The 24,517-nt window shown below is 64.4% G+C and carries 20 protein-coding genes; 11 read left to right on the top strand and 9 right to left on the bottom strand.

Annotation, left to right across the window (positions count from 1 at the left end):
- Positions 1-59: 59 nt before the first annotated feature.
- Complete coding sequence (gene rpsB, locus QMB55_RS09760; protein WP_497588507.1) at positions 60-800, bottom strand: 30S ribosomal protein S2; 741 nt, start codon at positions 798-800, stop codon at positions 60-62.
- Positions 801-1,174: 374 nt separating this feature from the next.
- Between rpsB and map the strand changes: the two genes are divergently transcribed.
- Both map and QMB55_RS09750 read left to right on the top strand, forming a co-directional pair.
- Entirely contained in the window at positions 1,175-1,984 is an 810-nt protein-coding gene (map, locus tag QMB55_RS09755; protein ID WP_497588506.1) for a type I methionyl aminopeptidase, read from the top strand.
- Complete coding sequence (locus QMB55_RS09750; RefSeq protein WP_497588505.1) at positions 1,981-4,563, top strand: [protein-PII] uridylyltransferase; 2,583 nt, start codon at positions 1,981-1,983, stop codon at positions 4,561-4,563. The genes map and QMB55_RS09750 overlap by 4 nt, the downstream gene beginning before the upstream one ends.
- Positions 4,564-4,581: 18 nt before the next feature.
- Here the strand turns inward: QMB55_RS09750 and def are convergent, their stop codons facing one another.
- The 7 genes from def to smc form a co-directional block, all read right to left on the bottom strand.
- Positions 4,582-5,115: a peptide deformylase gene (gene def, locus QMB55_RS09745; RefSeq protein ID WP_497588527.1), complete on the bottom strand. Its 534-nt coding sequence runs from the start codon at positions 5,113-5,115 to the stop codon at positions 4,582-4,584.
- Positions 5,096-5,851 (bottom strand): S-methyl-5'-thioinosine phosphorylase, encoded by a 756-nt coding sequence (locus tag QMB55_RS09740; RefSeq protein WP_497588504.1) that lies wholly within the window; start codon positions 5,849-5,851, stop codon positions 5,096-5,098. Before QMB55_RS09740 ends, def begins: the two co-directional genes overlap by 20 nt.
- An 85-nt stretch (positions 5,852-5,936) precedes the next feature.
- Positions 5,937-6,488 carry a hypoxanthine-guanine phosphoribosyltransferase gene (locus tag QMB55_RS09735; protein ID WP_497588503.1) on the bottom strand — a complete coding sequence of 184 codons (552 nt, stop codon included), beginning with the start codon at positions 6,486-6,488 and terminating at the stop codon, positions 5,937-5,939.
- Positions 6,485-7,357: a UTP--glucose-1-phosphate uridylyltransferase GalU gene (gene galU, locus QMB55_RS09730; protein WP_497588502.1), complete on the bottom strand. Its 873-nt coding sequence runs from the start codon at positions 7,355-7,357 to the stop codon at positions 6,485-6,487. The genes QMB55_RS09735 and galU overlap by 4 nt, the downstream gene beginning before the upstream one ends.
- On the bottom strand, positions 7,354-9,405 hold the full coding sequence (ligA, locus tag QMB55_RS09725) for an NAD-dependent DNA ligase LigA (RefSeq protein WP_497588501.1): 2,052 nt from the start codon (positions 9,403-9,405) through the stop codon (positions 7,354-7,356). Before ligA ends, galU begins: the two co-directional genes overlap by 4 nt.
- A gap of 12 nt (positions 9,406-9,417) precedes the next feature.
- A complete protein-coding gene (locus QMB55_RS09720; RefSeq protein ID WP_497588500.1) occupies positions 9,418-10,914 on the bottom strand; it encodes a cell division protein ZipA C-terminal FtsZ-binding domain-containing protein in 1,497 nt (498 codons plus the stop codon).
- Between the two features lie 9 nt (positions 10,915-10,923).
- On the bottom strand, positions 10,924-14,433 hold the full coding sequence (smc, locus tag QMB55_RS09715) for a chromosome segregation protein SMC (protein ID WP_497588499.1): 3,510 nt from the start codon (positions 14,431-14,433) through the stop codon (positions 10,924-10,926).
- 134 nt (positions 14,434-14,567) lie between these two features.
- On the opposite strand from smc, the gene queF reads away from it, so the two are divergent.
- From queF to QMB55_RS09695, 4 genes are all read left to right on the top strand, one after another.
- Entirely contained in the window at positions 14,568-14,987 is a 420-nt protein-coding gene (gene queF / locus QMB55_RS09710; RefSeq protein ID WP_497588498.1) for a preQ(1) synthase, read from the top strand.
- A gap of 4 nt (positions 14,988-14,991) precedes the next feature.
- A complete protein-coding gene (locus QMB55_RS09705) occupies positions 14,992-15,726 on the top strand; it encodes a UPF0149 family protein (RefSeq protein ID WP_497588497.1) in 735 nt (244 codons plus the stop codon).
- Between the two features lie 77 nt (positions 15,727-15,803).
- Positions 15,804-17,096: an L-cysteine desulfidase family protein gene (locus tag QMB55_RS09700; protein WP_497588496.1), complete on the top strand. Its 1,293-nt coding sequence runs from the start codon at positions 15,804-15,806 to the stop codon at positions 17,094-17,096.
- Positions 17,097-17,126: 30 nt separating this feature from the next.
- Positions 17,127-17,894, top strand: coding sequence for a hypothetical protein (locus QMB55_RS09695; RefSeq protein WP_497588495.1), 768 nt, complete (start codon positions 17,127-17,129; stop codon positions 17,892-17,894).
- Between the two features lie 44 nt (positions 17,895-17,938).
- On the opposite strand, the gene QMB55_RS09690 is transcribed toward QMB55_RS09695, so the two are convergent.
- Positions 17,939-18,916 (bottom strand): gluconeogenesis factor YvcK family protein, encoded by a 978-nt coding sequence (locus QMB55_RS09690; RefSeq protein ID WP_497588494.1) that lies wholly within the window; start codon positions 18,914-18,916, stop codon positions 17,939-17,941.
- Between the two features lie 184 nt (positions 18,917-19,100).
- On the opposite strand from QMB55_RS09690, the gene dapC reads away from it, so the two are divergent.
- The 5 genes from dapC to prmB are packed head-to-tail and all read left to right on the top strand — an operon-like array spanning position 19,101 to position 24,427.
- A complete protein-coding gene (dapC, locus tag QMB55_RS09685) occupies positions 19,101-20,306 on the top strand; it encodes a succinyldiaminopimelate transaminase (RefSeq protein WP_497588493.1) in 1,206 nt (401 codons plus the stop codon).
- Between the two features lie 9 nt (positions 20,307-20,315).
- Positions 20,316-21,137, top strand: coding sequence for a 2,3,4,5-tetrahydropyridine-2,6-dicarboxylate N-succinyltransferase (gene dapD / locus QMB55_RS09680; RefSeq protein ID WP_497588492.1), 822 nt, complete (start codon positions 20,316-20,318; stop codon positions 21,135-21,137).
- Positions 21,138-21,163: 26 nt separating this feature from the next.
- Positions 21,164-22,357, top strand: a complete 1,194-nt coding sequence (locus QMB55_RS09675) for a PilT/PilU family type 4a pilus ATPase (protein WP_497588491.1) — start codon at positions 21,164-21,166, stop codon at positions 22,355-22,357.
- Positions 22,347-23,525, top strand: coding sequence for a succinyl-diaminopimelate desuccinylase (gene dapE / locus QMB55_RS09670; protein WP_497588490.1), 1,179 nt, complete (start codon positions 22,347-22,349; stop codon positions 23,523-23,525). Before QMB55_RS09675 ends, dapE begins: the two co-directional genes overlap by 11 nt.
- Positions 23,522-24,427: a 50S ribosomal protein L3 N(5)-glutamine methyltransferase gene (gene prmB / locus QMB55_RS09665; protein WP_497588489.1), complete on the top strand. Its 906-nt coding sequence runs from the start codon at positions 23,522-23,524 to the stop codon at positions 24,425-24,427. Before dapE ends, prmB begins: the two co-directional genes overlap by 4 nt.
- Positions 24,428-24,517 lie beyond the last annotated feature (90 nt).

The raw sequence follows: 24,517 nt of genomic DNA, 5'->3' as shown, positions 1-24,517 counted from the left end.
AATACAAAACCTGCCGCCCGAACGGCCGACATCCGCCGGCCGTCGCGAACGCAATCGGATTACTCCGCGGACTCTTCGACAAAGTCGTCGTCCGAAGCCGCCGCGATGATCTCTTCGACGAACTGGCTGCGGCCTTCGAGGATCGAGTCGGCAACGCCGCGCGCATACAGGCGGATGGCGCTGGACGAATCGTCGTTGCCCGGAATCACGTAATCAACGCCGTCCGGCGAGTGGTTGGTATCGACCACGGCGATGACCGGGATGCCGAGCTTGTTGGCTTCGCTGATGGCGATCTTGTGGTAGCCAACGTCGATCACGAACAGTGCATCGGGGAGCGCACCCATTTCCTTGATGCCGCCGATCGACTTCTGCAGCTTGGCGAGTTCGCGCGTGTGCATCAACGCTTCCTTCTTGCCCAGCTTTTCAAGCGAGCCGTCTTCGATCATCGTCTCCATGTCCTTGAGACGCTTCGTCGACTGCTTGATGGTCTTGAAGTTGGTCAGCATGCCGCCCAGCCAACGCTGATCGACGAAAGGCGAACCGGCGCGATTCGCTTCCTCGGCGACGATGTCACGCGCCTGACGCTTGGTGCCGACGAACAGGATCGTCCCCTTGTTAGCCGACAGCTTGCGCACGAAAGCCATGGCTTCGTTGTACTTGGCGAGCGTCTTTTCGAGGTTGACGATATGAATCTTGCTGCGCGCCCCGAAGATGTACGGTGCCATCTTGGGGTTCCAGAAACGGGTCTGGTGGCCGAAGTGAACGCCGGCCTCCAGCATTTGACGCATGGTCGTAGACATAATGATCTCTTTCAGTCAGGGTTAAGCCACCATCCACCCAGCTACGCCCACCTCACGATGGGCACCCTTGATCGGGCGGATGTGCGTAATCAGCGAACCCAAAACGGGAATCGCCGGGCGCACCACCTTGGTACGCCTGTATTTTGCCGACATGGAGCGGCAAAACCCGCAAATTGTAGCACTGTCCCCCAGGAAAAGCACGCCAGAGGCGTAGAAAACCCGAAACCCATGGCTCGAGATGGAAGGATTCGGATCAAAACACCATTGCCGGGGCACTCCTCTCAAAGCCCGGGGTCACAACCTTAAGGGGCGCCAAATTGCCACGCCCTACCCCATCCATTATCCTTTCGATTTTCCCCCCACCGATCGCAGCGATGAGCATCATCCTCAAAACCCCCGAAGAAATCGAAAAAATGCGCGTCGCCGGCCGCCTCGCAGCCGAAGTCCTGGACTACATCACGCCATTCGTCAAACCGGGTGTCACGACCGGCGAGCTAGACCGCCTCTGTCACGACTACATGGTCAAAGTGCAAGGCTCTATCCCGGCCCCCCTCAATTACGCCCCCTCCGGCTATAAGCCCTACCCGAACTCGATCTGCACCTCGGTCAACCATCAGGTTTGCCACGGCATCCCTGGCGATAAGCAGCTCAAGTCCGGCGACATCGTCAACCTCGACATCACTACGATCAAAGACGGCTATCACGGCGACACGAGCCGCATGTTCATGCTCGGCGAACCGTCGATCCAGGCGCGTCGCCTGTGCGAAATCACCTTCGAATGCTTGTGGCTGGGCATCGAGCAAGTCCGCCCTGGAGCACGCCTGGGCGACATCGGCCACGCCATCCAGCAGCACGCCGAGAAGGCCGGCTACTCGGTCGTGCGCGAATTCTGCGGCCACGGCATTGGAGCGCGTTTCCACGAAGAGCCGCAAGTCGTTCATTACGGCAAACCCGGCACCGGGGTCGAACTTCGTCCCAACATGATTTTCACCATCGAGCCGATGATCAACGCCGGAAAAGCTGCCATCCGCGAGTTGGCGGATGGATGGACGATCGTCACCAAGGACCGCAGCCTCTCCGCGCAGTGGGAGCACACGGTCCTGGTCACGGAGTCCGGCTTCGAAGTGCTGACGCTTTCGTCCGGCGCACGCCCGGCACCGGACGGACTCAAATCTTCGGCATGACCACCGAGCTCGACGTCCGACGCAGCCTGATCGCCCGTTACAAAGGCGCGCTTCAACGCGGCCAGGAAAACATCGCCACTGATTTTGCCCACGCTGGCGACGTCGCTGCAGCCCTGCAGGCCCGCAGCACCCTCGTCGACCAGGTGCTGATCGGGCTGCTCGACGACTTCGACTTGCAGCGCCAGGTTGCCCTGTGCGCCGTCGGAGGCTACGGCCGCAGCGAACTCTGGCCGGGCTCGGACATCGACCTGCTCATCCTTTTGCCCGGCCCGCTCGAAAAGGCTGCGAGCGAACGGCTCGAATCCCTGGTCAGCCTGTTCTGGGACATCGGGCTTGAAGTCGGACACAGCGTACGCACCGTAGACGAATGCCTGGAAGAAGCCGCGAACGACCTCACCGTCCAGACCGCGCTCGTTGAGGCGCGCCACCTGACGGGAGAGTCCTGGCTCTATAGCCGTTTGCGCAGCGCTTTCATGTCCCGCCTCGATCCGCAGGCTTTTTTCCATGCCAAACGCATCGAACAGGACGAGCGCTACCTACGCTATCAAGAATCGCCCTACAGCCTGGAGCCCAACTGCAAAGAAAGCCCCGGCGGCCTGCGTGACCTGCAGACCATCCTCTGGATCGCCCAGGCTGCTGGCTTTGGCAACAGTTGGCACGATTTGCACCTGCACGGCTTCATCACCCAGCGCGAAGCACAGGGGCTCGCCCGGCGCGAGCGCTTCCTGCAACGCCTGCGCCTGCACTTGCACCTGCACGTCGGCCGACGCGAAGACCGTCTGCTCTTCGATCACCAGACGGCGCTGGCCGAAAAACTGGGGTTTTCCGGCTCGCCTACACGCCGCCCCAGCGAGCAGCTGATGCAGGAGTACTACCGCACCGCCAAGGCGATCATGCAGCTCAACACCATCCTGCTGCAAAACCTCGGCGCCGCCATTTTCCCCTCGCCAAACCACCCGCCGATCGCGATCAACCCTCGCTTCCAGAATGCCCATCAGTTGCTCGACGTAACGCACGAGAACGTCTTCAACGAAACGCCGCACGCGATTTTCGAGGCTTTCCTGCTGATGCAGGCGCACGACGAACTCAAGGGGATGACGGCCAGGACGATCCGCGCGCTCTGGCGGGCGCGCCACCTGGTTGATGAGGCGTTCCGCGCCGACCCGGTCAATCAAGCCAACTTCGTCCTGCTGTTCAAGGCACCGCGTGGTGTCCTGCATGAAATGCGGCGGATGAACCAGTTCGAGATTCTGGGCAATTACCTCCCGAACTTCGGCGCCATCGTCGGCCAGATGCAGCACGACCTGTTCCACATCTACACCGTCGATCAGCACATCCTGCGCGTTCTGCGCAACCTGCGCCGCTTTTCCGAAACGGAATTCAGCCACGAATACCCGTTCTGCAGCCAGCTGATCTGCTACTTCGAAAACCCTTGGGTGCTCTACGTCGCAGCCCTCTTCCACGACATCGCCAAAGGTCGCGGCGGCGGACACTCCGAACTCGGCGCCGTCGATGCACGCGAATTCTGTACCCAGCATGCGATCGCCGCCGAAGACGCCGAGCTGATCGCCTGGCTGGTCCTGCACCACCTGACGATGTCCAGCACCGCCCAGAAACAGGACATCTCGGACCCCGACGTGATCGCCGCCTTCGCCGCCACCGTGGGCGACGAACGCCATCTGACTGCACTCTACCTGCTCACTGTGGCCGACATTCGCGCCACCAGCCCCAAGGTCTGGAACAGCTGGAAAGGGCAGTTGCTCGAAAGCCTCTACCACCAGACCCGGCGCCTGCTCAATTCGGGCGGCGCGGCGCCCAAGCGCCAAGGCATCATTCAGGAACACCAGGAAGAAGCGATTCGTCTCTTGCGCTACCACGCCATTCCTGACAACGCGCAAGAACCGCTGTGGCGCCAGCTCGACACCGCATACTTCATTCGCCACAGCTCGGACGAAATCGCCTGGCATGCCCGCGCCCTGCACTACCGTACCGCGCCTGAGCAACCGGTGGTCAAGGCCCGCCTCAACCGTCACGGGGAAGGGATCGAGGTCATGGTGTACACCCGTGACCAGCGCGACCTCTTCGCCCGCATGGCCGGTTTCTTCAGCCGTGCGGGGTACAACATCATGGATGCCAAAATCCACACCACGCAGCACGGTTACGCGCTCGACAGCTTCATGCTCCTCGACCTGAGCGGGCGCGACAGCGACCGCGACATGATCAGTTACATCGAGCACGAGCTGACCGAATGCCTGTTGCGCCAAGGCGCCCCCGAAGCCCCAGCGAGCGGCCGCCTGTCGCGTCAGGTCCGGCACTTCCCGATCCAGCCGCAGGTCACCATCCAGGCCGACGAAAAGGGATCGCACTTCGTCCTCTCGGTCAGCGCCGCCGACCGCCCGGGTTTGCTCTACACCGTCGCCACCACGCTCGCCGCGCACGGCGCCAACCTGCACACCGCCAAAATCGCCACCCTGGGCGAACGCGTCGAGGACACGTTCATGATCACCGGCGGCGACCTCGTCGACAGTACCCGCCGCATCCGGCTCGAAACCGAGTTGATCGAACGCCTCAAGTGCTAAGCCGGAACACCGAACGACTCAGTCGTCGGCAGCAGGCGAAAGGTCTGGAAAAAGGACGTCGGTAAAGCCGAACTGGCGCAGGTCACGCACTCGCATGGGGAAGAGCAAACCGTCAAGGTGGTCGCATTCGTGCTGCACGACGCGGGCGTGGAAGCCTTCGACCGTACGTTCGATCAACCGCCCCTCGACGTCGAAACCACGGTAGCGCAAACACTGCCAGCGCGGAACGAGGCCACGCAAGCCCGGCACCGAGAGGCAGCCTTCCCAGCCCTCGGCTTCGTCGTCGCCAATCGGCGAGAGTTCAGGGTTGATGAGGACCGTGTAAGGCACGCCAAGCGATTCCGGATAGCGCGGGGTCGGCTTGCCGCCGAAAATAACCACGCGCAGGTCAACGCCAATCTGCGGCGCAGCGATCCCGGCGCCGTCGTGTGCAAGCATCGTCTCGTGCAGGTCGGCGACCAACTCGCGCAGCGCCGGGGTCGAAAAGGCTGCTACGGGCTGCGCCCGCCGAAGCAGGCGCGCATCGCCCAGCTTAAGCAGTGCACGTATCATCACAGCCGGCCAGACTTTCAATCAGGTTACGGACGTGGCGCATCGAGTCACCCAGGACATTCTGGATCGCTTCGAAGCTGATCCCGTGCTGGCTGTCACCGCGCCCTGCGGCATAGTTGGCGACCACGCTGATCGCGGCGTACGGCACCCCGGCCTCGCGCGCCAGGACAGCCTCGGGCATCCCCGTCATGCCGACGACGTCGGCGCCATCGCGTTCGAGACGGTTGATCTCGGCCGCCGTTTCCAGGCGCGGCCCCTGGGTCGTCGCATACACCGCCCCATCGCCGACCACGATACCTTGCGCCCTGGCGGTTTCGAGCAGGCGCTGACGCAAGGCTTCGTCGTAGGGTTCGGTGAAATCGATGTGCGTCACCTGGCAATCGTCACCCTCATGGAAGGTGCTCTTGCGCCCCCAGGTGTAGTCAATGATCTGATGCGGAATGACCAGATCCCCGGGTTTGAGGTCGGCGCGGATGCTACCCACGGACGCGACCGAAACGATCGCCTTGGCGCCACTCTTGGCCAGGGCCCAGATGTTGGCACGGTAATTGACTTCGTGCGGCGGAATCGTGTGTCCGTAGCCGTGCCGGGCCAGGAAGGCGACCGGACGCCCGCACAGCAGACCGAAGGTCACTGCCCCCGAAGGGTCGCCGTAGGGCGTGCGCAGCACTTCGCGCCGGGTCACGCTGAGGTTGGCCAATTGGGTCAGGCCCGTGCCGCCGATCACCGCAAGCATATCGATTCCAAAATGGAGTTTCGCCGAAAACGAAAGAAGCGGCGGACGGACGGCAAAGCCGCCCGCCGGTGAGAAGATGAGGCGCTTAGCCTTCTTCCTTCATGGCGTAGATCGCCGGCAGGTTGCGCCAGGTGCCGCGCACGTCCATACCGTAGCCGAAGACGAAACGGTCCGGAACGGTCAGGGCGACGAAATCGGCCTTGATCGGCTTCACCTTGCCGTTGAGCTTGTCGGTCGCCACCGCGGTGTAGCAGGCCTTGGCGCCGAGTTGCTTCATGCGCTCGACAATCGCCGCCAGGGTAACGCCCTCGTCGAGGATGTCGTCGAGGATCAGGACGGTGCGGTCCTTGACCGAAGTCCAGGGCGCTGCGCGCCAGGACAAGGCCCCGCCGGAGGTTTCCTGGCCGTAGCGCGTCACGTGCATATAGTCGAACTCGAGCGGGAAATGCAGCTGCGTCATCAGCTGGCCGGCAAAAGGCACGCCGCCGCTCATCACGCACAGCAGGAGCGGATTGGTGTCCCCCAGCTTCTCGGTGATTTCAGCTGCGACGCGGGTCACCGCCGCTGCCACCGTCTCGGCGGAATGAATCACTTCCGCGCCGGCAAGGAGATCCTTGGCCTCTTTAATGTCCATCATGCTAGTTCCAGAGTCTTCAGATAAGTGTTAAACGCCGCCCCAACTTCCGGGTGGCGCCGGGCGAATTCGATGGTGGCCTGCAAGTAGCCGATCTTGCTGCCGCAATCAAAACGCGTCCCGCGGTAACGATAGGCCAATACCCGTTCCTCGGCGAGCAACGCGGCAATGGCATCGGTCAATTGGATCTCGCCGCCCGAACCCGGACGAACGTTCTCCAGATGATAGAAAATGCGCGGCGTGAGGATGTAGCGTCCGACGACCGCCAAGGTCGAAGGCGCTTTCTCCGGCGCGGGTTTTTCAACGATCCGCTCGATCCGCTCAAGGCGATCGTCGAGCGCCGTGCTGCCGACGATTCCGTAGCTGGCGGTCTCCGCCAGCGGCACGTTCATTCCCGCCAGCAGCGAGCACTGCTCTTGGGCGAAGACGTCGGCCATCTGTTGCATCACCGGCGGTTCGCCGTCCAGCAGGTCGTCGGCCAGAAGCACGGCAAACGGTTCATCGCCGATTGCCGGCCGCGCGCACAGCACGGCGTGCCCGAGCCCAAGGGCCTCGGGTTGACGGATGTAGATGCACTTGATCGACTTGGGCAGAAGGTTGCGAACCTCTTCGAGCAAGGCGGTCTTGTTTTTCAGCGCCAGCTCGTTTTCCAGCTCGTATGCCTTGTCGAAGTGATCTTCGATCGCGCGCTTGCTGCGCCCGGTGATGAAGATCATCTCTTCGATCCCGGCCGCAACAGCTTCCTCGACGGCATACTGGATCAAGGGCTTATCGACGATCGGCAGCATTTCCTTGGGGCTCGCCTTGGTCGCCGGCAAAAAGCGGGTTCCCAAGCCGGCCACCGGAAAAACGGCCTTTTTCACCTTGCTCATGGGGTCGTATCACCCTCGGGAAGATTCAGAAGAATCCGTAATTGTGCCTCATCAATGATCGGGACCGCCAGTTCCTGTGCTTTTGCAAGCTTGGAGCCAGCCTCGCTGCCTGCCACGACATAATGCGTCTTGCGCGAGACCGAACCGCTGACCTTTCCGCCTGCCGCCTCGATCAAGGCCTTGGCCTCGTCGCGCGCAAGCTGCGGCAACGTTCCGGTCAGCACCAGCGTTTTCCCGGCCAAGGGACCGAGTTCCGCCGCCTCCCCCTCACCTTCGGGAAAGACGATCCCGGTTGCACGTAATTGTTCGATGACTTCGCGGTTGTGCGGCTCGGCGAGGAACTGCAGGAGGCACTGAGCGACGATGGGGCCGACGTCCGGCACCGCAAGGAGCGCCGCTTCATCGGCTTCGAGCAAGGCGTCAAGGGCGCCGAAATGGCGTGCCAGGTCGCGCGCGGTACTTTCGCCGACATTGCGAATGCCGAGTGCAAAGATGAAGCGTGCCAGGGTCGTTGTCTTGCTGCGCTCGATCGCTTCGAGCAGGTTGCTTGCCGATTTTTCGGCCATCCGTTCCAAATTGGCGAGCGCAAGCAGACCCAGTCGGTAAAGGTCGGCCGGAGTCCGCACGATGTCCGCATCGACCAGTTGCTCGACGAGTTTCTCTCCCAGTCCCTCGATGTCCATCGCCCGCCGGGCTGCGAAATGCAACAAGGCCTGTTTGCGCTGCGCCGGGCAGAAAAGCCCGCCGCTGCAGCGTGCGACGGCCTCGTCGGCGCCACGGACGACATGCGAACCGCACACCGGGCAGGTTTTCGGCAGCACGAATTCGGGCGCCATGATCGGTCGACGCTCGGGCAGCATGCGCACAACCTCCGGAATCACGTCGCCGGCCCGACGGACGACAACCGTATCGCCAATCCGAACGTCCTTGCGCCGCACCTCGTCCTCGTTGTGCAGGGTGGCGTTGGTCACCGTCACGCCGCCCACGAATACCGGCGCCAGCCGGGCCACCGGAGTCAGCGCCCCGGTGCGCCCCACTTGGATGTCGATCCCCAAGACCTCAGTACACGCTTCTTCGGCGGGATACTTGTGCGCCACGGCCCAGCGCGGCTCGCGCGAGACATAGCCGAGCTCGGCCTGAAGATCGAGACGATTGACCTTGTAGACCACCCCATCGATGTCGAACGGCAAGTCGCCGCGCCGGGCACCGATCCGGGCATGAAAATCGGCCAGTGCCTGAGGCCCCTGCAGCACGGCGCGCTCGGCGCAGACGGGCAGACCGAAACAGGCCAGAGCATCGAGCACGCCAGCGTGGGTTTCCGGAATCGACCAGCCTTCGTATTCGCCCAGACCGTAGGCGAAGAACGCCAGCGGCCGCGTCGCCGCGATTTTCGAGTCGAGCTGGCGGATGCTGCCGGCGGCAGCATTGCGGGGATTGACCAAAGTTTTCTCCCCACGCGCTTCTGCTTCGAGGTTGAAACGAAGGAAATCCGCCCGGCGCATGTAAATCTCGCCGCGCACCTCGAGCACCTTGGGCAAAGCGCGGGCCTCCTCGCCGCGCAGGCGCAGCGGAATGTCGCCGACAGTACGCACGTTGGCGGTGACGTCCTCGCCGTTCTCGCCGTCGCCACGGGTGGCGGCACGCACCAACAGCCCGTCTTCGTAACGCAGGCTGATCGCCAGCCCGTCGAATTTAAGTTCGGCGCTGTATTCGATCGGAGGGTCGAGCTCAGTCAGCCGCAGCTCGCGGCGGATGCGGGCATCAAAGGCAAAAGCGCCGCTGGCCTCGACATCGGTCTCGGTTCGGATCGAAAGCATCGGCACCGTATGACGGACCGGCGCAAACGCCGCCAACACCGCTCCACCGACGCGCAAAGTCGGCGAATCCGGCGTCTGCAGTTCAGGATGCGCCGCCTCGAGGGCCTGAAGCTCGCGAAAGAGGCGGTCGTACTCAGCGTCGGGAACGAGCGGCGCGTCGAGAACGTAGTAATGGTGGTCGTAACGGGCAATCTCGGCGCGCAAATGCTGCGCGCGTTCTACGTTATTCATCGCGGCGCCGAATCAGGAGAAGAGCCGGCGCGTCAGTTCGCTCCCGGCCGGCAGGTGACTCGAGGCGAGCAGCGTCTGGTAATGGCCGATCTGCTTGCGGATCGGATCGAGCGCGCTTTCCGAAAGCGGCCGGCGGTTGTCATCGACAACCGTGCCGCGCAGAACGTCGGCGAAACGCTTGGCCAGATCGACCATCTGGTTGAAGACGCGGTCGCCGTGCGCAACGCGCGGCACATCGAGCAGGAAGGTCAGCGCATGCGTGTTCAGCACCCGCATCGTCTCGGGCGCAAAAGGCTGCGCCTCCTGGTTCACCAGCACGTACAACACGTTGCCGTCTTCATCGCAGCGAACAAAACGGCCTTCGATGTCCATCGTCATTCCAGCGGCCTCGGCCAGCGCCCGCAACTTCGTTCCCGGGAAAGGCTGTGCCTGGCTGACGACGTTGATCCCGATCTGGATGTCGACACCGGCGCAGAAGGCGTCGAGGTCCGCGGCAGCCTTCATCGCCTGCCCCCGCTGGGGTAGATCGACAATGGACAGGGTCGCATCGGCGAGGTCCTGCATGGCCATGCAAAACACCGACAGGTCGGTTTCGCTGGCTGGCCCCTGGCGGTCGACGAGTTGCAGCCCGAAACGGAAGCGCCGGTATTCACCCTGACCACCTTCGTGGTCGACGTCGATCTTCTCCCACTCGTGGCTCGTTTCGTTAAAGCCGATGCACTGCACGTATTTCTTCACGCGCCCGAGCGCCTCGCGCGGCAGCTCGAGGATACGCGCGCCAGACGTCGGTTCGACCGCTTCGAAAGAAGCCACGTAATCGATCAGGGGCGACAGGGTAATCCCCACACCGCCCTCGCGACGAACATCGCACTTCGCTTCGTGATGCGTTTCGGCAGCCGGCTCGGCACGCTCCATCGGCGACGTCCGGCTGGGCGCGGAAGCCGTCATGACGGGCTCCGCCGCCGGCATGCGCGGCAACTCCGGCGCGGGCACCTCGTGTTCGAACGTCGCTGCGGGCGCCTGAGGTTCGGGCGAGGGTTCAAGGTGCGGCGCGGCGGTCCAACCTGGCTCAAGCCGCCCAGGCGGCTCGGTCTCGGAACCGCCGAGCACCGGCTCGATGCGGTCTTTGCCCTGCCCTTCGGTCACGGGGGCAATAGGCTCGTGATCGCTCTCGGCGGATTTGGATCGCCCGAAAGAAAAACGCTCAGCCAAGCGGCTGACCGGCCCCGGACGCTCACTGGTCGAGGGCGCATCGAAATCGTCGTCCGCGGCATCGGCACGGGCCGCCGTCAAGCCGGGCTCGGCAAAAAAGACTTCGCGTTCGGCCTGCGGCGCCTGAGGCGGCGCGGCCTCCGCACGGGCGGTGTCAAGCAGCACGTCCTGATGCGCTGACCCGAGCACCTGTTCGGCCAGCGCACGATGCCGACGTTCCTGCCACTTGTTGTAAATCAGGACGCCGCAAACCGCGAACACCCCCAAAACGATAAGGCCCAACTGCAGTTCGGTCATCGAGAACCCCTAAACGATCTGCTCGCGCATGCGCAGCGCTTCTTCCATGTCGACCTCGACGATACGCGAAACGCCGGATTCCTGCATCGTCACGCCGACCAACTGCTGCGCCATTTCCATGGCGATCTTGTTGTGGCTGATGAACAGGAACTGCGTCTTCGCCGACATGCGCTGCACCATGGCGCAAAAGCGCTCGGTGTTGGTGTCGTCCAGCGGTGCGTCGACCTCGTCGAGCAGGCAGAACGGCGCCGGATTGAGCTGGAACATCGAAAACACCAGCGCAATCGCGGTCAACGCCTTCTCGCCGCCCGAAAGCAGATGGATGGTTGAGTTTTTCTTGCCCGGCGGCTGGGCCATGACCTGAACGCCGGCATCGAGGATCTCCTCGCCGGTCATGATCAGCTTGGCCTCACCACCGCCGAAGAGGATGGGGAACAGTTCCCCGAAATTCTTGTTGACCGTGTCGTAGGTCGTCTGGAGTAGTTCGCGCGTCTCACGGTCGATGCGACGGATCGCGTTCTCCAGGGTTTCCATGGCTTGCGCCAGGTCTTCCGACTGGGCATCGAGGAAGCCTTTGCGCTCGCGCGCCGACTCGAGTTCGTCGAGCGCCGCGAGGTTGACCGCACCCAGTGCCTCGATGGCGCGCTGCAAGCCGCCGATCGCGCTCTGCAAGGCGCCCGGCTTGGCGCCCGGTACGGCGTCGGCCAGAGCGGCCTCGTCGGCGCCGGCCTCGACCAACTGCGCCGCGAGCTGCTCGAAATTGAGTGCGGCCGCCTGCTCCTTGAGGCGCAGGTCGCCGATCCGGTCGCGCAACGGCTCCAGACCCTGCTCCGACTTCATGCGTTGCTCCTCAAGAGCGCGCAGACCGGCCGTCGCCGCCTCCAGCGCATCGCGTGCCGCGGCCAAAGCCTGTTCGCTCACCAAGCGTTGTTCCAGCGCGGCCTGCAGCTTGGGCTCGAGGTCCTCGGCCTGCATTGCCTCCGCATTTTCGGTGCAACGCGCCAGTTCGTCGACGATGCGCTCGATCTGCTTGCGCGCCAGTTCGCGGCTACGCACGATGTCGTCGATCTTGGTGCGGCATTCGCGCTGGGAAAATTGCGCGTCGCGCAGTTCGCGCTCGACCTGGCTCACCTGCTCGCGCTCATCGCGCAAGGCCCGGTCGGCCTGTTCGAACGCGGCCTGCGCCGCGTCGAGTTCGTGCTGCAACAGGCGAATCGTCTCGCGCTGCTCTTCGACCGCCTGCTCGGCGACGAACAGGCGCTCGTTCTCGCTCTCTTCCTCGGCGCGCATTTCGGCAAGACTCTCGTCGATCTGCGCCTGCCGTTCGCGGAAGCGCTCCAGCGCCTGCGCCAGCTTGAGCGTCTCGACCTGGATGGCGTGCGCGCGTTCCTGCAGATCGTCCAGACGCAGGCGGGCGTCCTGGACTTCATCCTGCGCGTCCTGCAACTGTTGCTCGAGGGCGGCTAGGCGAGCCTGTTCTTCTTCGACGCGCGCCTCGAGCGCACCGATCTGCTCGCCGAGCGTCTCGATCTCGCGCTGGCGCTCGAGCAGCCCGTGTTCCGCGGCGCTCGGGGCGAAGAGCGTGATGCTCAAACGATCGACGATGTCCCCCTGCGCGGTGACACAGCATTCGCCAGGCCCCAGGTCGCCCCGTCGGGCCAAGGCCGCAGCAAGGTCGGACGCCGTGTGCACGCGCCCCAGCCATTCGCCGATCGCCGTGGCGAGACGGGCATCCGTGCAACGAACGTGCGCCAATAGCCGACCTTCCGGCGGCGGCAAGGCACCGGCCAGTTGCTGTGCATCGGGCATCACCAGGGCCAGCTTGCCGCCCGGACGGTCGTGGTCCCACTCCGGCGAGAAGGTCTCGCTCGCCAGGGCGCCGACGCGTTCCCGCAGCACGGCCTCGACGGCGTCTTCCCAGCCCGCCTCGACGTGCATTGCCTTCCACAAGGGCAGATGCCGATCAAGTCCGTGCCGTTGCAGCCATTCGCCCAGTTTGCCTTCACCCTGAACGCGTTTCTGCAACTGTTCCAGCGTCGCGCGGCGGGCATTGGCTTCTGCACGCTCTTTCTGCGCCTGCTGCAACTGCGCCAGCACACCGCGCCGCGCCTGTTCGAGGCGCGGGATTTCCTGCTGTCGGTCGGAAAGCGAGTCTTGCGCGTCAGCGATCCGTTCGCGCAACTCGGCCAGCTCCTCCTGCTTGGTTTCGTATTCTTCACTGTCCGGCTCGGGCAGCGCCTCACGCTCCTGCACCAGACGATCACGGCGCGCGGCAATGATCTGCAAGGAGCGCTGCGCATGGCCGCGATGGGTCAACTCGACCTGCAGGCGCTGGTCGGCCTGCGCCATCGCCGCCCGCTGCCGGCTGACCGCCTCCTGCGCTTCCGCTTGCCGATCTTCGGCCAAAGGCAGGCGCTCCTGCTGCGCCGAAAGACGCATCTCGCCTTGCTCGACGCGGTCGTCCGACAAGGCCGAGAGCTCGGTCCAGCGCTCGTAGTCTTCCGCCAGGCGCTCAAGGTCTTGCTGCCAGAGCGTATGGTCGTTGTTCAGCTGGGCGACGCGCGACTCGTATTCCTGCTGCGATTCGCGCCGATGTCGGATTTCGGCCTCGAGGCGCGTCACCTCGGCGTTGGCTTCGAACAAGCCGGTCTGGGCGGCATGCACACCGTCGCTGCGGGTGAAATGGGCCTCGCGCGCCTCCTCGATGCGCGCTTCGGTTTCGCGCAAACCGGCATTCTGGGCTTCAAGGTCGACCACCGCGCGGTCCACCTCGCGCAATAAACGTTCGCGCTCGGCCTGCGCGTCGTTGCGCCGGATCAGCCAGAGCAGGTGCTGCTTGCGCGTCAGATCATCGTTGTACTCACGGTACTGACGGGCAACCGCGGCCTGCGCTTCGAGGCGCTCCATCTGGTGCCCAAGTTCGCCGCGGATGTCCTCGACCCGGGCCAGGTTGTCGCGCGTGTCGGCCAGACGGCTCTCGGTTTCCTTGCGTCGCTCCTTGTACTTGGTGACGCCGGCCGCTTCTTCGAGAAAGACGCGCAGTTCGTCGGGCTTGGCCTCGATGATGCGCGAAATGGTGCCCTGACCGATGATGGCGTAGGCACGCGGCCCCAAACCAGTCCCGAGAAAGAGGTCGGTGATGTCCTTGCGGCGGACCTGCTGGTTGTTGATGAAATACTCGGACTGGCCGTTGCGGGTCAGCACCCGCTTGACCGAAAGCTCGGTGTACTGCGACCACTGCCCGGCAATGCGGCCCAGCGAATTGTCGAAGACCAGCTCGACGGCGGCACGCGAAACCGGCTTGCGCCCGCCGGAGCCGTTGAAGATCACGTCCTGCATCGACTCGCCGCGCAATTCGGAAGCCTTCGATTCGCCGAGCACCCAGCGCACGGCATCCATCACGTTCGACTTGCCGCAACCGTTCGGCCCGACGACGCCAACCAGCTGACCCGGCAGGGAAATCGTCGTCGGATCCACGAAGGATTTGAAGCCAGCGAGTTTGAGTTTTGTCAGGCGCATGAATGAGAACGCAGCCTGTCGGCTGCGCAATACGATTTCTGATGGGCGAAAACGGAGCGCTCAGCCTTTACGGCACGCGAATGCTCATGGGCATATAATATCACCTTGCCTTTCTTTTTCGTTTCCGCACGACCATGAGCACCCAACCCAGCAAGACCCTCGAGACCTTCCCCAACCCCGCAACGCAGCGTGATTTCCACATCCACATGGAAATTCCGGAATTCACCTGCCTGTGCCCGAAAACCGGCCAGCCGGATTTCGCCACCATCCTGCTCGATTACATTCCCGAAACGAAATGCGTCGAATTGAAGAGCCTCAAGCTCTACATCTGGTCGTTCCGTAACGAGGGCTGTTTCCACGAGGCCGTCACCAACCGCATCCTCGACGACCTCGTCGCCGAACTGCAACCGCGCTTCATGCGCGTCACCGCCAAATTCTTCGTGCGCGGCGGCATCTTCACCAACGTCGTCGCCGAGCATCGTGCGCCGGGCTGGCAGCCCGCTGCGCGCGTCGACCTCACCCAATTCGACAGCCAATCCACCACGCGGGGGTAAGACCATGAGCGAGCGCCAGGAAGCGACCAACCACGTCCTCGCGGACGAGGATCTCGACCGTCTCGAAAGCCTGCTCGACGATTCCGAGCTGCCCGAGGCGATGCGCCTCGACGAAGTTCAGGGCTATCTCTGCGCCGTGCTCAGCGGGCCGCAACCGCTGCCCGAGGACGTCTGGCTGGCCGACGTTCTGGGCAACGAAGAGGCGCTGGCGAGCGCCCCGGGGCGCGAGGCCGCCGAGCTGCTGCGCGCCTTCGCGCGCGAACTTGAGGCTGGCCTCGCCGCGGGCGAGCCGCCGGTACTCTACCTCTATGGCCGTGACGACGACGAAAACGGCCCGAGCGACTACCAGCCCTGGTGTCAGGCCTATCTGGCCGGCGTCGACGCGGCCGAAGAAGACTGGTTCGAAGCCCTCGGCGACGAGGACGAGGACCTCGACGAAGAAAGCGCTGACGAGATCGAATACCTCGACGAACGCCTCTTCCCGCTGATGGTGTTGACCGGGGAGGCCGAAGCCGCCGCGCGCGAGCACGGCGAGGAATGGCCCGAAGGCGAGGCGCGCGCCGAACTGCTGGCCGACAGCGAGGAAGATTTGCCTCAAGCCGTGACCGACATTTACCGTTTCTGGCACATCAAGCGCAGCGCCGGAACGCAGCGTCGCAACGGCCCCAAGGTCGGCCGCAACGACCCTTGCCCCTGCGGTAGCGGCAAGAAATTCAAGCAGTGTTGCGGCGCCGCCTGAGGCGAGCCAAACCTTCCTTCACGACGGGCGCTCCAAGCGCCCGTCGCCATGTTCAACCCTTCCTCCTCCTTCTTCCCGTGAACAACCAACGCAAGCTCTGGCCGGAGTTCCTCAAAGCCGTCAAGCACGAGATCGCCCCCGCGCTCGGTTGCACTGAGCCGATTTCGCTCGCCCTCGCCTCGGCCATCGCGGCCCGCCACCTGGGCGGAGCCCCCGAACGTATTGAGGCCAAGGTCTCGGCCAACCTGATGAAGAACGGAATGGGCGTCACCGTCCCCGGCACCGGCATGCTCGGCCTGCCGATCGCGGCTGCGGTCGGCGCGTTGGGTGGCAATCCCGACGGCGGACTGGAAGTGCTCAAAGGACTCAGCCCGGAATCGGTCGCCGCCGGCAAAGCCCTGCTCGCCGCCAGAAAGGTTACGGTGGGCATTGCCGACGTGCCGCACATCCTCTATTCGGAAGCGCGCCTGAGCCGCGGCGAGGACTGGGCACGGGTGTGCATCGCCGACGCCCACACCAACGTCATCCTGATCGAGAAAAACGGCGAAACGCTGTTCAAGGCCGACCCCTGCTTCGGCGAGCGCGGCGAGAGCTATAGCCTGCACGAAGCCACGGCGCAGGGCGTCTACGACTTCGCAACCTCGGCGCCGTTTGCCGACATTGCCTTCATCCTCGAGGCTGCCCGCCTCAACTCGCAACTGTCGCAAGAAGGCATCGGCGGCGACTACGGCCTGCACATCGGCGCCACGCTCAAACGGCAGGTCGAACGCGGCTTGCTGTCCGACGACCTGCAGACGCGCATCCTGGTGCGCACCTCGGCGGCTTCCGACGCCCGCATGGGCGGCGCCACCCTGCCCGCGATGAGCAACTCCGGCTCGGGCAATCAGGGGATCATGGCCACCATGCCGGTCGTCGTCGTCGCCGAACACGTCAAAGCCGACGACGAGACGCTGGCGCGCGCGCTGATGCTCTCGCACCTGATGGCCATCTACATCCACAGCAAGCTGCCCAAGCTCTCGGCCCTCTGCGCCGTCACCACGGCCGCCATGGGGGCGGCCGCGGGCATGGCCTGGTTGCTGCGCGGCGGCTACGGCGCGGCGAGCATGGCCATTTGCAGCATGATCGGCGACGTTGCCGGGATGATCTGCGACGGCGCTTCGAACAGTTGCGCGATGAAGGTCTCGACCTCGGCCGCCGCCGCTTACAAAGCGGTGCTGATGGCGCTCGACAACTCGCGCGTCAGCGGTCAGGAGGGCATCGTTGACGACAGCGTCGATGCCTCGATCGCCAACCTCTGCGCGCTGGCCTGCGACAGCATGCAGGAGACCGACCGCCAGATCCTCGAAATCATGGTCGGCAAGAACGTCTAGCCAACCCGGCCGCACAGCCCTCCGACCGCCATGCTCTTCGTCCTCAAGCTCTGCCTGACGCCGCTGCTGATCGGCGGCGTCGCGCTGGCCGGGCGACGCTGGGGGCCGCTGGTGAGCGGCCTCCTGATCGGCCTGCCGCTTACCACCGGGCCGGTGTCATTCTTCCTGGCCGTCGAGCAAGGGACCGCGTTCGCGACACAAGCGGCCGTCGGCGGCCTGCTTGGCCAGGTATCGATCTGCCTGTTCTGCCTCGCCTACAGCCGCAGCGCGCCGCGCCTCAGCTGGCCGCTCAGCACCCTGTGCGCGAGCCTCGCTTTCCTGTTGTCGACCGCGCTCCTCAACCTCGGACACTGGACCATCTGGACGGCGCTCGCTCTTTTGCTGCTGGCCATCGGCAGCATCCTGCGCATCATGCCCAAGGGCATGCCGAGCGCCATCGCGCTCAAGCCACCGCGCTGGGACCTTCCGGCGCGCATGCTGGTCGCCACCGGTTTCGTGCTCGTCATCACCGCGGTGGCGAACCAGCTCGGCCCGCAACTGAGCGGGCTGATCGCCCCCTTCCCGGTCTTCGGTCTGGTCTTTGCGGCCTTCGCGCACGCCCAGCAAGGCAGCGAGGCTTGCGCCGTGGTGCTGCGCGGAATCGTGCTCGGTTCGGGGGCATACACGGCCTTCTTCGCCATCGTCGGCTTTGGTCTGCCAGTGCTGGGCATCGCGCTCACCTACCCCCTCGCCGCGCTCGCCGCGATCGGCATCAGTGGCCTGTTCTACCACCTGAGCCGGCGCCCTCGCCGCACCTAGCTAGCCTTTGTCAGGCGATCGCGCGGGCACTGATGCGCGAGCGCTCAGCGAATCCAACCACTGGCAAAATCCTCGACCGCCCGCGCCAGTTTGCGCGGATCGTGCCGGATGTAGTCGGTATCGCTGGTGAAATCGCGCTCGACGATCTTGATGCCGCGCTCGATCAGTGTTTCACGCCGCTTGAGCCGCACCGGCGCCTTGCTTTCGAGCTGATATTTCCCCAACAGATCGCCGCGCAACTCACCGTTATTGACCAGCACGTAATCGAGGCAATCCTCGCCGACGTGCTGCTCCAGCACGCGCACAAAATCCTCGAGACAGAAGCCGTCAGTCTCGCCGTGCTTGGTCATGATGCTGCCCACGTAGACAATGCGCGCCTGCGTCTCGCGCAAAGCCTCGCGCATCCCTTCGCACAAAAGATTCGGAATGATGCTGGTGTAGAGGTCGCCGGGGCCGATGATCACAAAATCGGAGTTGAGGATCGCCTCGCGCGCCCGCGGGTTGAGGCGCCCGCCACCGATCAAGAAGGCGTCGCGGATCGGCACGTTGGCGTCGTGCCGGGGCACATCGATTTCGCTCTCGCCGACGATGCGCTCGCCGTTCTCCAGCGTCACCCCGAGATGCACATTGTCGAGCGTCACCGGGATCACCTTGCCGCGCACGTCGAACATCGTGCAGAGTTCCTCGATGCCGCGCTCAAAGTCGCCCATGATGTCGGAAAGCGCCGTCAATAGGAGGTTGCCGACGGTGTGGCCGGCGATGCGCTTGCCTTCCTTGAAGCGGTACTCGAAGAGGCGGCGCACCACCTCGGTGTCCTCGGCCAGCGCCACGATCGCCCGACGCACGTCGCCGGGCGGAAGAATGCCGAACTCGTCGCGCAGTTCGCCGGTCGAACCGCCGGAATCTGCCGCCGTGACGATCGCCGCAAGGTTCAGATCGCTTTTCCGGCTCAGCCCGGAAAGGACGTTGAAGGTTCCCGTTCCGCCGCCGATGGTCGTGATGTTGGTTTTGCCGGTGTGCATGCGCAACCCCGTTCATCCGTGAAGCGGGCATGATAACCGAATGCCCTCGCTGTACGCAGCGACATGAACGTGCTGCTCCGTAAACCCCGGCCGCCGCCGCCCGTCTTTCCGCCGTGACAGGATGCCTCGTATAATCGGGCGCTTCCCGTGTTGATCCGCCTTCTGACCGCTCGCTACCGATACCGTGAATCCCAACCTCGCCAAACTGCACCCCTACCCGTTCGAAAAACTCCGCCAGCTCTTTGCCGGCGTCACGCCGAACCCGAACCTGCGTGAAATTCGCCTGTCGATCGGCGAACCGCAACACGAGACGCCACCCTTCATCAAGGAGGCGCTGACCGCGGGGCTGTCCGGGCTGGCCAACTACCCTACTACGCTGGGTCTGCCAGCCCTGCGCCAGACCATCGCGGCATGGCTGCAGCGGCGTTACGCTCTGGACGGCGTCGATCCTGAGCGCGAGATCATCCCGGTCAACGGTTCGCGCGAGGCGCTGTTCGCCTTCACCCAGGCGCTCATCGACCCCACGGCCAAGGCCCTGCAGGGCGAAGCGCCGCTGGTCGTCAGCCCGAACCCCTTCTACCAGATCTACGAAGGCGCGACCTACCTCGCCGGGGCCGACCTGCGCTTCCTCAATACCCTGCCGGAAAACGACTACGCCTTCGATTTTGACAGCCTGAGCGACGCCGAATGGCGGCGCGTGCAACTGATGTTCGTCTGCTCGCCGGGCAACCCGACGGGCAAGGTGCTGAACCTCGAAGACTGGAAGCGGCTCTTTGCGCTCTCCGATAAATACGGTTTTGTCATCGCCTCGGACGAGTGCTATTCCGAAATCTTCTTCGACGAGGCCAAGCCCCCGCTCGGCGGCCTGCAGGCCGCGCGCCAGTTGGGCCGCAGCTTCGAGCGCCTGGTGATGTTCTCCAGCCTCTCCAAGCGCTCCAACGTGCCCGGCATGCGTTCGGGCTTCGTCGCGGGCGACGCCGCCATCCTCAAGGACTTTCTCCTCTACCGCACCTACCACGGCGGTGCCATGAGCCCGGCGGTGCAGATGGCCAGCGTCGCGGCCTGGAACGACGAGGCGCACGTGATCGACAACCGCCGCCAGTACCGCGAGAAATTCGAAGCCGTCACGCCGCTGCTCGCCGGGCCGCTCGGGGCACGGATGCCGGATGCCAGCTTCTATCACTGGGTGCGCACTCCGGTCTCCGACACCGAGTTCGCCCGTGCCCTGTACGCCGATTATAATGTCGTCGTCCTGCCGGGCAGCTTCATCGCCCGCGCCAGCCATGGCATCAATCCCGGCGCCGGCTGCGTGCGCATCGCCCTGGTCGCGCCGCTCGAAGAATGCCTCGAAGCCGCCGGCCGTATCCAACAATTTGTGTCCCAACTCTAGGAAAGAACCATGCAGCAATTCCAGTCCATCATCGAAGACGCCTGGGAAAACCGCGCTTCCCTGCAACCCGGAACCGCCCCCGCCCGGATCGGCGAAGCGGTCGCCGCCGTCCTCGCCGAGCTCGACGCCGGGCGCCTGCGCGTCGCCGAAAAGATCGACGGCGACTGGGTCACGCACCAGTGGATCAAGAAGGCCGTGCTGCTCTCCTTCCGCCTCGAGGACAACGTCGTCATGGACGGCGGCGCGCTGCGCTTTTTTGACAAGGTGCCGAGCAAGTTCGCCAAGTATTCGCGCGAAGACTTCACCCGCGGCGGCTTCCGTGTCGTTCCGCCAGCCACTGCGCGTCGCGGTTCCTTCATCGGCCGCAATGTGGTGCTGATGCCCTCGTACGTGAACATCGGCGCCTACGTCGATGAAGGCACGATGGTCGACACCTGGGCCACGGTCGGCTCCTGCGCCCAGATCGGCAAGAACGTGCACCTCTCGGGCGGCGTCGGCATCGGCGGCGTGCTTGAGCCGCTGCAGGCCAACCCCACGATCATCGAAGACAACTGCTTCATCGGTGCGCGCTCCGAAGTCGTCGAAGGGGTCATCGTCGGCGAAGGCTCGGTGATCTCGATGGGCGTCTATATCGGCCAGTCGACCAAGATCCTCGACCGCGAGACCGCTGAGGTCAGCTACGGCCGCATCCCGCCCGGCTCGGTCGTCGTCTCCGGCAACCTGCCGTCCAAGGACGGCTCGCACAGCCTGTACTGCGCGGTCATCGTCAAGAAGGTCGACGCTCAGACGCGCTCGAAGACCAGCATCAACGACCTCTTGCGCGGCGACTGAGCCGCAAGCCCTCCGGCGGAGACACCATGATTCTCGACAAGCTTTTTCAGCTGATGGCCGAAAAACAAGCCTCGGACATCTTCATCTCCGCCGGCGCGCCGATCCACATCAAGATCCAGGGCAATACCCTGCCGGTCAACCAGCAGATCATGGACCCGGCGATGATCGACAAGATCGCCGGCGAGCTGATGACCCCCGAGCAGACCAAGGTCTTCGAGGCGACGATGGAGATGAACCTCTCCTTCGGCGTCCCGCGGGTCGGCAATTTTCGGGTCAACCTCTTCCGCCAGCGCGCTTCGATCTCGATCGTCGTCCGTTACATTCAGGGCAACATCCCGCCGCTCGACACCCTCGGCTTGCCCACCGTGCTGGCCGACCTGATCATGGAAAAGCGCGGTCTGATCCTGATCGTCGGCGCCACCGGTTCGGGCAAATCGACGACCATCGCCTCGATGCTCGACCACCGCAACGCCAACCGCAGCGGTCACATCCTGACGATCGAAGACCCGATCGAATTCCTCTTCCGGCACAAGAAGTCCATCGTCAACCAGCGCGAGCTGGGGATGGACACCCTGGGCTGGGAATCGGCGCTCAAGAACGCCATGCGCCAGGCGCCGGACTGCATCCTGATCGGCGAAATCCGCGACAAGGAAACGATGCAGGCCGCCATCGCCTACGCCCAGACCGGCCACCTGTGCCTCGGCACCCTGCACGCCAACAACAGCTACCACGCGCTCAACCGGATCATCAACTTCTTCCCGCTTGAGAGCCGGACCTCGCTCTTCCTCGACCTGGCTGCCAGCCTGAAAGCCGTCGTCTCGCAGCGTCTGGTCAAGAAGCCCGACGGCCAGCGGATCCCGACCGCCGAAGTCCTGCTCAACACGCGCCACGTCCAGGAACTGATCGAACGCGGCGAAGTCCTGGCGATCAAGGAGGCAATGGAGCAAAGCCTGGCGCCCGGATCGCAGACCTTCGAGCAGGACCTCTTCCGCCTCTTCCGCGAACAGGCCATCACCCTCGACGAAGCGCTGGCCAACGCCGATTCGCCGACCAACCTCTCCTGGTTGATCAACAACTCCGAAATCCCCTCGACGGCCAAGGAATCGACCTTGCGCGTCGAAACCCCGCTCGATTTTTCGGAAACCAACCTCGGCGGCACCTCCTTCAAGGAGTTCTCGCTGAGCCTCAACGAAGCCCCCGAAGAACTACATGCCAAATGATTTGACGCCGACCGCGGCCGGCGATGCGACGCAGGCCCTGACCTGCGCGCTGATCGCTCGTCCCTCGGTCACCCCGCAGGATGCCGGCTGCCTCGAACTCATCGCCGAACGCCTGAGCCAAATCGGCTTTAGCTGCGAACGCATCGATCGCGGCGGCGTCAGCAACCTCTGGGCGCGTCGCGGTACCGCGGCGCCGCTCTTCTGCTTTGCCGGCCACACCGACGTCGTGCCGACCGGCCCGCGCGAGAGGTGGCAAAGCGACCCCTTTGTTCCCGAAGTCCGTGACGGCCTGCTCTACGGCCGCGGCGCGGCGGACATGAAAGCCTCGCTGGCTGCCTTCGTCACCGCCACCGAAGCCTACGTCGCCGAACACCCCGACCACGGCGGCTCGATCGCCTTCCTGCTCACCTCGGACGAGGAAGGCGACGCCGTGGACGGCACTGTCGCGGTCACCCAGGCGCTGCAGGCGCGCGGGGAATGCCCCGATTTTTGCCTGGTCGGCGAACCGACTGCCGTCGCCCGCCTGGGCGACACGATCAAGAACGGCCGGCGCGGCTCGCTCTCGGGCAAGCTGACGGTCAAGGGCGTGCAAGGCCACATCGCCTACCCGCACCTCGCCAAAAACCCGATCCACCTGGCCGCCCCGGCCATCGCCGAACTCGCGGCGACCGAGTGGGACCAGGGCAACGCCTTCTTCCCGCCCACCACTTGGCAGATTTCCAACCTCCACGCCGGCACCGGCGCGACCAACGTCATCCCCGGCAGCGTGGAGATTCTCTTCAACTTCCGCTTCGCCACGGTGAGCACGCCCGAAAGTCTCAAGGCGCGTCTGTGCGCCGTGCTCGACCGGCACGGCCTCGACTACGAGATCGCCTGGACGCTCGGCGCCAAGCCTTTCCTCACCGGTGACGGCGCGCTTGTCGACGCAACCCGCAAAGCCGTGCGCGAAGTGACCGGCCAGGACTGCGAGCTTTCGACCACCGGCGGTACCTCGGACGGCCGTTTCATCGCCGAAATCTGCCCACAGGTGATCGAACTCGGCCCGGTCAATGCCTCGATCCACAAGATCGACGAACACGTCGCCGTCGACGACCTGCCGCGACTGTCGGCCATCTACCGACGCATCCTCGAGAACCTTCTTCCTGCACGTCCAGCGAATCCACGATGATCTACAAACAAGCCCAAGCCGAACTCGAAACCATCCGCGACCTGCTCCGCTTCGCGGTCAGCCGTTTCGACGAAGCTGGCCTCTTCTTTGGCCACGGCAGCGACAACGCCTGGGACGAGGCGGTTTACCTCGTCCTCCATACCCTGCACCTGCCGATCGACAACCTGACGCCCTTCATCGACGCCCGCCTGACCAGCGACGAGCGCGCCGCCGTGTTGGCGGTGATCGAACGCCGGATCAAGGCCCGCTTGCCCGCGGCCTACCTCACCCACGAAGCCTGGCTGGGCGACTTTCGCTTCTACGTTGACGAGCGCGTGATCGTGCCGCGTTCACACATCGCCGAACTGCTGCGCGAACAACTCACGCCCTGGATCAACGACCCCTGGGCAGTCGGCCGCGTCCTCGACCTGTGCACCGGCTCGGGCTGCCTCGCCATCCTGGCCGCGCACGCCTTCCCGGAAGCCCTCGTCGACGCCGTCGATATCTCCCCCGATGCGCTCGCCGTGGCCCGGCGCAACGTCGCCGACTACGCGCTCGAATCGCGCCTCGAGCTGATCGAATCCGACGCTTTCACCGGCCTCGCCGGCCGCCGCTACGACGTGATCATCTCCAATCCGCCGTACGTGAACGCCGAGTCGATGGACACCCTGCCCCACGAATACCGGCAGGAGCCCGAACTCGCGCTGGCCAGCGGCGAAGACGGCCTCGACTTCACCCGGATCATCCTCGCTCAGGCCGCCGCGCACCTCAATCCGGGCGGTCTGCTGGTCGTCGAGATCGGGCACAACCGCGACGCGCTCGAAGCCGCTTATCCGGACACGCCCTTCACCTGGCTCGACACCGAGGCCGGCGACCGCTACGTCTTCATGCTGCGGCGCGAAGAACTGCCCGACGCGGCCTGAAGACCAGCACCGGCGCGCCCTCCAGCGTGCCTGCAGGCCAAGCGGGATAAGGCGTGCAGCCTCAGGCTTTCCGCCCCCGCTGCCACCCGC

The sequence above is a fragment of the Propionivibrio sp. genome, assembly GCF_041441355.1.
Lineage (GTDB): Bacteria > Pseudomonadota > Gammaproteobacteria > Burkholderiales > Rhodocyclaceae > Propionivibrio.
The sequence above is the reverse complement of the archived record's forward strand: the minus strand, read 5'-3'. Positions and strand labels throughout refer to the sequence as shown.

What these genes read in the sequence shown, in the direction of transcription:
- QMB55_RS09735 (WP_497588503.1), bottom strand. Translation starts at nt 6,488, where the DNA reads ATGATGGACATTAAAGAGGCCAAGGATCTCCTTGCCGGCGCGGAAGTG.
- QMB55_RS09750 (WP_497588505.1), top strand. Translation starts at nt 1,981, where the DNA reads ATGACCACCGAGCTCGACGTCCGACGCAGCCTGATCGCCCGTTACAAA.
- QMB55_RS09705 (WP_497588497.1), top strand. Translation starts at nt 14,992, where the DNA reads ATGAGCGAGCGCCAGGAAGCGACCAACCACGTCCTCGCGGACGAGGAT.
- prmB (WP_497588489.1), top strand. Translation starts at nt 23,522, where the DNA reads ATGATCTACAAACAAGCCCAAGCCGAACTCGAAACCATCCGCGACCTG.
- queF (WP_497588498.1), top strand. Translation starts at nt 14,568, where the DNA reads ATGAGCACCCAACCCAGCAAGACCCTCGAGACCTTCCCCAACCCCGCA.
- ligA (WP_497588501.1), bottom strand. Translation starts at nt 9,405, where the DNA reads ATGAATAACGTAGAACGCGCGCAGCATTTGCGCGCCGAGATTGCCCGT.
- dapD (WP_497588492.1), top strand. Translation starts at nt 20,316, where the DNA reads ATGCAGCAATTCCAGTCCATCATCGAAGACGCCTGGGAAAACCGCGCT.
- QMB55_RS09675 (WP_497588491.1), top strand. Translation starts at nt 21,164, where the DNA reads ATGATTCTCGACAAGCTTTTTCAGCTGATGGCCGAAAAACAAGCCTCG.
- map (WP_497588506.1), top strand. Translation starts at nt 1,175, where the DNA reads ATGAGCATCATCCTCAAAACCCCCGAAGAAATCGAAAAAATGCGCGTC.
- QMB55_RS09740 (WP_497588504.1), bottom strand. Translation starts at nt 5,851, where the DNA reads ATGCTTGCGGTGATCGGCGGCACGGGCCTGACCCAATTGGCCAACCTC.
- def (WP_497588527.1), bottom strand. Translation starts at nt 5,115, where the DNA reads ATGATACGTGCACTGCTTAAGCTGGGCGATGCGCGCCTGCTTCGGCGG.
- rpsB (WP_497588507.1), bottom strand. Translation starts at nt 800, where the DNA reads ATGTCTACGACCATGCGTCAAATGCTGGAGGCCGGCGTTCACTTCGGC.
- smc (WP_497588499.1), bottom strand. Translation starts at nt 14,433, where the DNA reads ATGCGCCTGACAAAACTCAAACTCGCTGGCTTCAAATCCTTCGTGGAT.
- QMB55_RS09690 (WP_497588494.1), bottom strand. Translation starts at nt 18,916, where the DNA reads ATGCACACCGGCAAAACCAACATCACGACCATCGGCGGCGGAACGGGA.
- galU (WP_497588502.1), bottom strand. Translation starts at nt 7,357, where the DNA reads ATGAGCAAGGTGAAAAAGGCCGTTTTTCCGGTGGCCGGCTTGGGAACC.
- QMB55_RS09720 (WP_497588500.1), bottom strand. Translation starts at nt 10,914, where the DNA reads ATGACCGAACTGCAGTTGGGCCTTATCGTTTTGGGGGTGTTCGCGGTT.
- QMB55_RS09695 (WP_497588495.1), top strand. Translation starts at nt 17,127, where the DNA reads ATGCTCTTCGTCCTCAAGCTCTGCCTGACGCCGCTGCTGATCGGCGGC.
- dapE (WP_497588490.1), top strand. Translation starts at nt 22,347, where the DNA reads ATGCCAAATGATTTGACGCCGACCGCGGCCGGCGATGCGACGCAGGCC.